General features: G+C 67.2%; 17 protein-coding genes. 13 read left to right on the forward strand and 4 right to left on the reverse strand.

Annotation, left to right across the window (positions count from 1 at the left end):
• Nucleotides 1-106: 106 nt before the first annotated feature.
• The 4 genes from A8G15_RS27120 to A8G15_RS27135 form a co-directional block, all read right to left on the reverse strand.
• Nucleotides 107-1,348 carry a site-specific integrase gene (locus A8G15_RS27120; protein ID WP_068166205.1) on the reverse strand — a complete coding sequence of 414 codons (1,242 nt, stop codon included), beginning with the start codon at nt 1,346-1,348 and terminating at the stop codon, nt 107-109.
• Nucleotides 1,348-2,136 carry a hypothetical protein gene (locus tag A8G15_RS27125; protein WP_156665583.1) on the reverse strand — a complete coding sequence of 263 codons (789 nt, stop codon included), beginning with the start codon at nt 2,134-2,136 and terminating at the stop codon, nt 1,348-1,350. Before A8G15_RS27125 ends, A8G15_RS27120 begins: the two co-directional genes overlap by 1 nt.
• Before the next feature lie 25 nt (nt 2,137-2,161).
• The gene (locus A8G15_RS27130; RefSeq protein WP_068166208.1) at nt 2,162-2,599 is read right to left on the reverse strand and encodes an ImmA/IrrE family metallo-endopeptidase; all 438 of its coding nucleotides are present in this window, start codon (nt 2,597-2,599) and stop codon (nt 2,162-2,164) included.
• Between the two features lie 109 nt (nt 2,600-2,708).
• Entirely contained in the window at nt 2,709-3,269 is a 561-nt protein-coding gene (locus A8G15_RS27135; protein WP_068166210.1) for a hypothetical protein, read from the reverse strand.
• Between the two features lie 222 nt (nt 3,270-3,491).
• Between A8G15_RS27135 and A8G15_RS27140 the strand changes: the two genes are divergently transcribed.
• The 13 genes from A8G15_RS27140 to A8G15_RS27195 form a co-directional block, all read left to right on the forward strand.
• Nucleotides 3,492-3,764 carry a helix-turn-helix transcriptional regulator gene (locus A8G15_RS27140; RefSeq protein ID WP_068166223.1) on the forward strand — a complete coding sequence of 91 codons (273 nt, stop codon included), beginning with the start codon at nt 3,492-3,494 and terminating at the stop codon, nt 3,762-3,764.
• 86 nt (nt 3,765-3,850) lie between these two features.
• The gene (locus A8G15_RS27145; protein ID WP_068166211.1) at nt 3,851-4,138 is read left to right on the forward strand and encodes a hypothetical protein; all 288 of its coding nucleotides are present in this window, start codon (nt 3,851-3,853) and stop codon (nt 4,136-4,138) included.
• A 1-nt stretch (nt 4,139) separates the two neighbouring features.
• Nucleotides 4,140-4,403, forward strand: coding sequence for a hypothetical protein (locus A8G15_RS27150; protein ID WP_068166212.1), 264 nt, complete (start codon nt 4,140-4,142; stop codon nt 4,401-4,403).
• Entirely contained in the window at nt 4,400-4,609 is a 210-nt protein-coding gene (locus A8G15_RS27155; protein WP_068166214.1) for a hypothetical protein, read from the forward strand. The genes A8G15_RS27150 and A8G15_RS27155 overlap by 4 nt, the downstream gene beginning before the upstream one ends.
• Entirely contained in the window at nt 4,606-4,803 is a 198-nt protein-coding gene (locus tag A8G15_RS30180) for a hypothetical protein (protein WP_082900198.1), read from the forward strand. The genes A8G15_RS27155 and A8G15_RS30180 overlap by 4 nt, the downstream gene beginning before the upstream one ends.
• Nucleotides 4,800-5,138, forward strand: coding sequence for a hypothetical protein (locus A8G15_RS27160; RefSeq protein WP_156665584.1), 339 nt, complete (start codon nt 4,800-4,802; stop codon nt 5,136-5,138). Before A8G15_RS30180 ends, A8G15_RS27160 begins: the two co-directional genes overlap by 4 nt.
• A 120-nt stretch (nt 5,139-5,258) precedes the next feature.
• Nucleotides 5,259-5,498: a hypothetical protein gene (locus A8G15_RS27165; RefSeq protein ID WP_068166217.1), complete on the forward strand. Its 240-nt coding sequence runs from the start codon at nt 5,259-5,261 to the stop codon at nt 5,496-5,498.
• Nucleotides 5,495-6,007 carry a hypothetical protein gene (locus tag A8G15_RS27170; RefSeq protein ID WP_068166219.1) on the forward strand — a complete coding sequence of 171 codons (513 nt, stop codon included), beginning with the start codon at nt 5,495-5,497 and terminating at the stop codon, nt 6,005-6,007. The genes A8G15_RS27165 and A8G15_RS27170 overlap by 4 nt, the downstream gene beginning before the upstream one ends.
• Complete coding sequence (locus tag A8G15_RS27175; RefSeq protein ID WP_245688026.1) at nt 6,000-6,653, forward strand: hypothetical protein; 654 nt, start codon at nt 6,000-6,002, stop codon at nt 6,651-6,653. The genes A8G15_RS27170 and A8G15_RS27175 overlap by 8 nt, the downstream gene beginning before the upstream one ends.
• Nucleotides 6,654-6,770: 117 nt before the next feature.
• Entirely contained in the window at nt 6,771-7,010 is a 240-nt protein-coding gene (locus A8G15_RS27180; protein ID WP_068166221.1) for a hypothetical protein, read from the forward strand.
• Entirely contained in the window at nt 7,007-7,348 is a 342-nt protein-coding gene (locus A8G15_RS27185; protein WP_068166222.1) for a hypothetical protein, read from the forward strand. The genes A8G15_RS27180 and A8G15_RS27185 overlap by 4 nt, the downstream gene beginning before the upstream one ends.
• Entirely contained in the window at nt 7,345-7,719 is a 375-nt protein-coding gene (locus A8G15_RS27190; RefSeq protein WP_245688027.1) for a RusA family crossover junction endodeoxyribonuclease, read from the forward strand. The genes A8G15_RS27185 and A8G15_RS27190 overlap by 4 nt, the downstream gene beginning before the upstream one ends.
• The coding region (locus tag A8G15_RS27195) for a glutaredoxin family protein (protein ID WP_082900199.1) at nt 7,716-7,918 on the forward strand (203 nt) is incomplete at its 3' end. The genes A8G15_RS27190 and A8G15_RS27195, both read left to right, overlap by 4 nt.

The following is a 7,918-nucleotide window of genomic DNA, read 5'->3' on the forward strand; positions in this document are numbered from 1 at the left end:
TCGATTCCCGGCAGCTCCACTAGACCCAGGTGGGAGCCCTTTTCGGAGGGATTTCCCACCTGGGTTTCCTCGTATCTGGGGCTCGGATGTACCGGAAACGTACCGGTTATCCCCATCCGATGACTGCGTCGAGCGCATCGGCCACCTCCGAGTGCTGACGGCCGCGGCCGAAGTAGACGTCCTGGGTCATGGACACCTGAGCGTGCCCGAGGTGATCGGCCGCCACGCGCGACGACAGGCCCTCCTCGTCGATGAGCGTCGCCACCGTCTTGCGGAACGTGTGTGTCGTCACCCAGTCCAACCCGAGCGCCGCGCGCACCTGCCGCCACTGCTTCGAGACCGTGTCCGGGTCCCGGAGTGTGTCGGCCCCGGACGGGAACACCATCTCCGTCCGCCGCGGCCGCGCGCGCAACATCTCCACCGCGAACCCCGGCAGCGGCAGCGTCCGCATGCCAGCCTCGGACTTGGTGGTGTCCTCGCGAATCAGGCCGCGTCCGCGGATGCGGTTGATCTTCCCGCAGATCGTCACCGACTTCGCCTCGAGGTCGACGTCCTCCCAGCGGATGCCGAGCAGTTCGCCGATGCGGCAGCCGGTCGCGGCGAACAGTGTGACGACGTCTGCGAGGTCGGAGGAGGTGCAGTACTCGGCGACCGTCGGGATCTGGCCGGGCTTGCTGGTGGTGCGCCGGCCCTTCTTCTTCTCGTGCTCCGACAGCACGACCGGGCACGGCACGTCGGACTTGCGCACGTCGTGCAGGAGCTGCGCGAGCGCCGCGGCGTCCATCGCTTTCGAGCGCTTCCGGGCTACCCGGCGCGACGCGAGCTCGGAGACCTCGCGCACCGGGTTCGAGGTCAGCGCCCCGTAGCGCACAGCGATGCCGAGCATGCCGGACAGGATGGTCCTCGTCTTGCGCGCGGTCGGGACACCGTGCCGGTCGGCCATCTCCCGGAGGAATCGGTCGAGCTGCTGGGTGGTCGCCTCGCGGATGGCGAGCTGCCCGATGCCGGCGTTGATCCGGACGGCGATTCGGTCGTAGTCCTCGAGTGTGGCGGCGGAGCGTCCAGCGTCGACGAGCCGTTCCCGGTACTCATCCCACAGCACGTGCACCTTGGTCGCCGCGGTGATGTCCCCGTCCTGCGGTGCCGACCGTTCGGCGAGCGCTTCCTGGAGGTATCGCTCGGCGACGGCGCCGGTGCGGTCGCGTTGGCCGGCGGGGGTTTCGCGGTAGACCTTGCGGGTGACGCCGTCGACGTCGCGGATCCGGCACGATGCGCGCCAGCGTCCGTCCGGGAGCTGGGTGCGTGCGATCTTCCCGTGCGCGCCGAGGGGGAGTGATGGTCGTGCCATCAGCGGCCCCCAGTGGAGTTCCTGTTGATCACGGCGGTCTGGATGCACTCGGACACTTCCTGGCCGTACTCGTCGCCGGCGCTGATGTCGAGCAGGTGCCGTCCGTCCGGGATGGATGTGCGCCGGCGGGCGTCACCGGAGAGCGAGAACAGCAGGCCACCCTTGTCTGCCCAGATGTCGGCGCTCGATGCGCGATGTCCATCCGCAGCCATGATGTTCGCGCCGATGTAGGCGACATCCTTCGCGCCGTAGACCATGTACGCGTCCTCGAGGTGAAGGCCTTCTTCCTTGAAGGAGGCGTTGATCGCGGCGATCGTCGATTCGCTGGGTGTCTTGCAGCGTGGGGACAGGGGGGTAGACGTCTGCGGAATCGGTGTTCGCGTGGCTGTGGAGGTCGGCGACGGAGTCTCACTCGGGGGCACTTCGGCTGCAGTGATCGTCGAGATGAACACTCCATCCTCGCGAGAGGTGTTGCAGGTGAACGAAAATCGCTGATGCACGGGGCCGGAGATATCCACATTGATGTTGCCCGTTGTGGTGTACGAGTCGCCCGAGCCGGTCGTATCGAACGCGTACAGGGTCGGGTCGATTGCCCTTGGCCAACGGCGGATGATGGCCGTGTTGCAGGCGTCGCGAGCGGCGGCCACGTCCGCCTCCGGATTGGCGGCGGCCGAGGTTGGGGTAGCGGCCTCCGACGGCGATCCGTCATTGGCACATGCCGAAAGCGATAGCGCGATTGCGAGAATGCAGGGCACTGCTACGGCACGTTTATGCACATCAATGCGCATGGTGTTCCTTCCAGGGGATGTGTTTTCAGTTGGTGCGGCAGGCGATCTGGTGCTCCACCCACTTCCGCTCGCCAGGTGTGAGTGTGCGTACTCGGGTCAGGAGGATGTCGGGGTCGACCCACAGTTCCTCGGCTGTCTCGTCGTCGGCGCGGCCCTGGCACCACAGGAGTGCGTCGACGAGGTCGGGTAGTCGGATCATGCGGCGGGCTGTGAGTTCCTCGACCACCTGCTCCTCGCGGGCCGCGAAGAATGGGTGGCAGGGTACGGGTCCGCGTTCGAGGTGGCCGATCTCGTGCGTGAGGGTGGAGCGTCGTTCGGTCTGAGTGCTGGTCTTGTCGATCTCGATGCCGTCTCGGGTGAGACGGCCGAGATCTCCGTGGGTTGGGTGGTCGACGAAGTGGACATCTACGTGCGGGAAGTGTCGGCGCAGATGCCTCCAGGGGTGCCATTTGCGGTTGGACATGGAGAGATTAGAACACTTGTTCGAGCTAACTGTCTCCGTTACTCGCCGGTAGTTGTAGCAACTTGCTACAACTCACATAACCGCGTACTACCAGGGATGTAGCAAACCGCTACGCGCCATCCTCAGGGCCGTCAGGGTCCGGGTGATCCCACGGCTCACCCTCCAGGCGCCGGCGCTTCCGCTCCCGCGTCTCGCCCTTGCGCGCTGCCAGCTCGTAGCCTTCGGGTTCGTCGCTCTTGTCATCGACAAGGCGAAGGCCTGGATTCTCGGAAGTCGAGCCCTCCGCCTTGTCGACCTCGAGTTCGGCGATCCGCTCCTGTTGCGCAACCAGCGCTCGCAATATCTCGACCGCAGCCTTGCGCTCCTTCGGCCCGAGGTTGTCGACGCCGGGAGGAAGGTCGTCGGCGAACGGCTTGCCGGGCATCCTGCGGCCGGCGGCTTCGTAGGCAACATGTTCGGGGACACCGGCGAGCCAGGCGATCGCCTTCAGTGTGTCCTCGGCGGGCTGGGACTTGTAGGCGCCGGAGCGGATCTGATTCACGGTGGTGGAGACGAGCGCGAATCCCTGCTGCTGTGCCATCTCGGCGAGCTTGCGCCCGCTGACTTGGCGCTTGGTGAAAGCGAGTTCGAGTAGTGCCCGCAGGGTGGGCGGCTGGGGTTCCTCTGTCATGGCCTGAACGGTCCTCTCCAGTCGTCTACTTGTACCAACGGTGCACGTTCCCGAAAACAAGTAGCGACATGATATCGCCAGCGTATGACCACGAATCCGCTTGTGCAGTTGACAAGTGGTGAGAAGCGATGTGTACTGCACTTGTAATTCCAACAAGGAAGGGGCACAATGAGGTACGTCATCCGGACCCGCAGATCGCGGGCATACAGAAGGGACGTCTGGATGAAGATGAAGGACCGCGAGCAGATGAAGCGCTGGCGCGTACGGAAGGGCCTCACTCAGGGCGATCTCGCCTTCCTTGCTGGCTGCACACAGCAGACGATCAGCCTGCTCGAGACCGGCAAAATGACCACTCTCACCGAGGATCTCGCGATCGCGATCGCGAAGCGTCTCGGTCACGACTGGGAGGACCTCTTCGTGGCCTGCGAGGCTGCTGTCGTGCCTGTAGCGAAAAGCGATGTGAACAGCAGTTCTCGCGGCTTGGTTTCCGCGTGATGGTTGCGAACACAGTGGAGGAAAAGAAGAAGGCCGCCCTGCTGCGAACAGGACGGCCTGACATCGAAACCCTGGAAGGAAATCAGATGCACTACAACCTTACCTCGGACGACCTCGAGGTCGAAATCGTCGAGCTGCTCGAGCAGTACGGCCTGGGGCACTGGGGGACCAAGCACTCCGCGACCGGATTGATCGAGGCGACGATCTTCGTCGACGAGCGCTTCACCGGGGACCACATCGAGACCGGCGTCACGTACACCGGCCGGACCACCTACTGGATCACCGCCACGGGCTCGGACATGTGCGAGGCCATGCGTAACGCCCGCAACGCGCTCGTCGCGTCCGCTCCGGTCGAGATCGCGAAGGGGGCCTGACATGTCGAGCCTCACCCGACCTCTCACCGACAAGGAACTCGCGGCCGCCGGCATTGAGCCCGCACCGCTCGCGCACGAGACCTTCACGCAGGTGTTCGCCGTCCGCGACGGGGAGCTCGACATCCTCGACGAGGACGCCGACGACATCCCGGAGCCTGAAACCGCCGACGCCCGGCCGTCGGGCACCTGGTTCGCGCTCATGCTGGCCGGCACGTTCTCGATCGTCATCGGTGCGGCTGTCGGGATTCAGGCGGTGGTGTCGTGACCATCTTCGTCGACACCCTCGCCCCGCCGAAGAACCGTGACGGCCGTGCGTGCACGTGCGGCGGTGCGGCGCTGGGCTTCCCGCAGCACGAGATCGGTTGCGGCACCCCGGTGGTCGAGCCCGACGCGACTCGGTGCTGCGGCTGGACCGGCGGCATCTGCGACGGCTGCCCGAATCTCACTTCCCGAACGGAGACTCTGCGATGAGCGATCACGTCCACTCCACTGCATGCGACGGCCACCGTGGCAGCCCCTGCTACAGCCGCGGCCAGCGCTGCGGTGTGCCACATCCAGCGGTGATCGCCGACGACCGTCAGGTGACGTGCGGCCGTCTCGACGGGCACATCGGTGAGCACGACGGATTCGGGCCCGGAATGCGGCGAGTGCGGTGGTCCGCATGAGGAAGCGCAGCAGCGAGCACATCGCCGAGTCCGCGCAGTTCGGCGACACCACGATGTCGGAGCACGTCATCGAACCGGCACGTCGCACCGTCGCCGCCAACGCCCGCAACGCCGAGGACGCCCGCGAGCTCCTCGAGATGCTCGGCCTCGTCAACCCCGTCGTCACCCCGAGGGGCGCCGCCGGGCCGCCGGTGAAGTGCCAGCGGCACTGCGAAGAGTGCGGGCGCCCGATGCGGAACCAGGGAGAAGACCCCGGCATGTGGCCCGGCACCGTAGCCGTCCGCGCCAGGGGCCGGTGCGGCCCCTGCTACCTGCAGACACGCGATGCGGCCTGACTGCACCTGCGGCGCAGCCGGGTTCGGCCATGAACCCGACTGCAGTCTCCGCATCCATGACACCGACCACGCCGCCCAGCACACCGAACTGCTGGCCGACGCCGACCGAGAGGAACCGACATGGCCGTAGCCACGAGCCGGGCGCAGACCATCGAGACCGCCCGTGCCCGCCGCTGCTTCCTGCGCATCCGCCGCGGTGAGCACATCACCGAGGCGCTGCCCCCAGGCCGCCCGTGGGCCGTGCACATCGCCTTCCGCGACGTCATCGACCGCGAGGCCCTGGCCGCTTCGTTCCCCACCCACGAGCAGGCCGTCGAGTTCGCGCTCGGCCGGCTCGCCGAGCTGGAGGCCATCCGATGAGCGACATCGAGACCACCGTCCGCAACCTCGCCGCGATCGCCGCCGCGAAGAAGCTGCTGGCCGAAGCGGAGGCCCGCGAGAAGGCCGCTCTGGCCGGTCAGATCACCCGCGGCACCGCCTACGCCTACACGGCCGCCGGTGTGGAGCTCGGCTACGCGACCGTACCGAAGCCGACGCAGCCGAAGCCGGTCGTGACGATCACCGATGAGGCGCAGGTGTTCCCGTGGCTCGTCGAAACGTTCGGCCCGGACGTGATCGAGGAGCGCGTTGTACTCACCGAGCAGGGCCGCGCCTCCCTCGATGCGTACGTCCTGGAGGCGCACAAGGCCGCCGGGTCCGAGGACTACTTCGATCTCCCGGGCGTCTCGGTGTCGGTGCCGCCCGCGCGCGATCCGGCCCCGCGGTTCACGCCCGCGAAGAACGTTGTGGAGCTGGTGCGCGGGATGGCCGCGGCCGGCGAGTTGAACCTCGGCGCCGTGCTCGCCCTCGAAGGCGGCACCAGTGACTGACGACGAACGACTGAAGAGTCTCGCGAAGCTGCGGGAGCCGTTCGCCGATCACCAGATCGGCAAGCTGCCGAAGCCGTACAAGAAGGACTCGCCGAAGGGGAATTGCCGCGAGTGCGGCGGCTACCACGGGCTCCCCGCGATGCACCTCGACTACGTCGGCCACGCAGCGCTCACCGATCGGTTCCTGGACGTCGATCCCGAATGGTCATGGGAGCCGCTGGCGCTCGACCAGAACGGGCTGCCCGCGTTCGACAGCAACGGTGGGCTGTGGATCCGGCTGACCATCTGCGGCATGACTCGACTGGGGTACGGCGATGCCGAGGGTAAGCGCGGAGGCAATGCCGTCAAGGAAGCCATCGGCGATGCGCTGCGCAACGCCGGCATGCGCTTCGGTGCCGCGCTGGACCTGTGGCACAAGGGCGATCTCCACGAGGCCGAGCAGGCCCGCGGCCACGAGCCGCCTCCGGTCGATGTCGATGCACTGCTCGAGCAGACCGAGAGTGCCCCGACCAAGTCGATCCTCGAGGACCTCTGGCGACAGTCCGCGGGAATCGTGGACGCGAAGCGACGCGCCGAGGTTCGGACCGTGATCAAGGCCCGGGCCGACGACCTCGATCAACCGCAGCAGCAGGCCCTCGGGGTCTGACCCCTGATCTTGCCGGTGGCGGTGTGTCGACGGAGTCCTGATCCGGCGCACCAGATGTGCGCACCACACCGTCCCCGGCATCCCTAACTCACATCAATCGAAAGGACTGCACACACCATGAGTCCCGCAAGGAAAAGCCTGAACCCGGCGCAGATGACCCTCGGCGAAGTCGCCGAAGCGATCGGCATGAGCGCGTACATGGTCAGGATGAGCCGAGCGAAGTCGGAGGCGCATCCGTTCTTCCGGAAGTCGTTCAAGACCGGCACCGGCCGCAACTCGCCGCTGCGGTGGTGGCGCAACGACGTCGACGAGTACCTGCGCGAGATCTCCGGCCGCGGAATCGGCGGTGCGGCATGACCGTCGACACCCTCGCCGCGTTCATCGCCGAGACGTTGATGCCGGGTGCCCCCGCTCTCGTCGCCGATACGGCCGAGCAGCTCGCGCGCGCCATCCTCAAGCGCCACGACGTCGTCGAGCTCCCGGCGCCGTCGTTCGAGGACGAGGACGGCGTCACCTGGTCCGCGGCAGCCGGCGACTTCCAGTTCGCGACGGTCGCCGGGCCGGACGTCTGGGTGGCGGGGGAGATCCTGTCGCCCGACGAGCTGCAGGAGACCGCCGCCGCGCTGCTCGCTGCTCGCCGCCTGGCGCTCGCCGAGCGTGCTGAGGTGCGCCGGATGACGGGGGTCGCGTGGTGAGCGGCGACATCGTGCTCGAGCTGCCGTACCAGAATCCTCCGCTGTCGATGAACGACCGCAAGCACCACATGGCCCGGGCACGGATCACGCGCCAGATCCGTTCGACGACGGCCTGGCTGGCGAAGCAGGCGAAGGTTCCGATCGGTCTCGAGCACGCCACGGTGTGCCTGCACTACCGGCCTCGGGACAGGCGGGTACGCGACGCCGACAACCTCATGCCGGTGCTCAAGGCCGCATGCGACGGCCTCGTCGACTACGGCCTCACCGCCGATGACACCCCCGAGCTGATGCAGAAGCTCATGCCCATCATTCACCCAGCAGAGAAGGGCCGTCCCGGCTCTCTCTGGCTCACGATCGGAGATCCGCAGTGACCCAACCCATCACCGTCACCCTGTACGCGAAGACTCGAGGCTGCCAGGGCTGCAAGCTCACCGCCCGGCACCTCGAGCGCCAGGGCACGCCGTTCGTCGAGCTGTTCGTCGACCAGGACCCGGAGGCCGCGCAGGCCGTCGCGCTCCTCGGCTACCGGTCCGTCCCGGTCGTCACCGCCGGCGACATGCACTGGTCCGG

Source organism: Rhodococcus phenolicus (assembly GCF_001646785.1).
In the GTDB taxonomy this organism is placed as follows: domain Bacteria; phylum Actinomycetota; class Actinomycetes; order Mycobacteriales; family Mycobacteriaceae; genus Rhodococcus; species Rhodococcus phenolicus.

What these genes read in the sequence shown, in the direction of transcription:
- A8G15_RS30180 (WP_082900198.1), top strand. Translation starts at nt 4,606, where the DNA reads ATGAGCGATCACGTCCACTCCACTGCATGCGACGGCCACCGTGGCAGC.
- A8G15_RS27145 (WP_068166211.1), top strand. Translation starts at nt 3,851, where the DNA reads ATGCACTACAACCTTACCTCGGACGACCTCGAGGTCGAAATCGTCGAG.
- A8G15_RS27140 (WP_068166223.1), top strand. Translation starts at nt 3,492, where the DNA reads ATGAAGATGAAGGACCGCGAGCAGATGAAGCGCTGGCGCGTACGGAAG.
- A8G15_RS27185 (WP_068166222.1), top strand. Translation starts at nt 7,007, where the DNA reads ATGACCGTCGACACCCTCGCCGCGTTCATCGCCGAGACGTTGATGCCG.
- A8G15_RS27120 (WP_068166205.1), bottom strand. Translation starts at nt 1,348, where the DNA reads ATGGCACGACCATCACTCCCCCTCGGCGCGCACGGGAAGATCGCACGC.
- A8G15_RS27135 (WP_068166210.1), bottom strand. Translation starts at nt 3,269, where the DNA reads ATGACAGAGGAACCCCAGCCGCCCACCCTGCGGGCACTACTCGAACTC.
- A8G15_RS27130 (WP_068166208.1), bottom strand. Translation starts at nt 2,599, where the DNA reads ATGTCCAACCGCAAATGGCACCCCTGGAGGCATCTGCGCCGACACTTC.
- A8G15_RS27165 (WP_068166217.1), top strand. Translation starts at nt 5,259, where the DNA reads ATGGCCGTAGCCACGAGCCGGGCGCAGACCATCGAGACCGCCCGTGCC.
- A8G15_RS27150 (WP_068166212.1), top strand. Translation starts at nt 4,140, where the DNA reads ATGTCGAGCCTCACCCGACCTCTCACCGACAAGGAACTCGCGGCCGCC.
- A8G15_RS27180 (WP_068166221.1), top strand. Translation starts at nt 6,771, where the DNA reads ATGAGTCCCGCAAGGAAAAGCCTGAACCCGGCGCAGATGACCCTCGGC.
- A8G15_RS27125 (WP_156665583.1), bottom strand. Translation starts at nt 2,136, where the DNA reads ATGCGCATTGATGTGCATAAACGTGCCGTAGCAGTGCCCTGCATTCTC.
- A8G15_RS27160 (WP_156665584.1), top strand. Translation starts at nt 4,800, where the DNA reads ATGAGGAAGCGCAGCAGCGAGCACATCGCCGAGTCCGCGCAGTTCGGC.
- A8G15_RS27170 (WP_068166219.1), top strand. Translation starts at nt 5,495, where the DNA reads ATGAGCGACATCGAGACCACCGTCCGCAACCTCGCCGCGATCGCCGCC.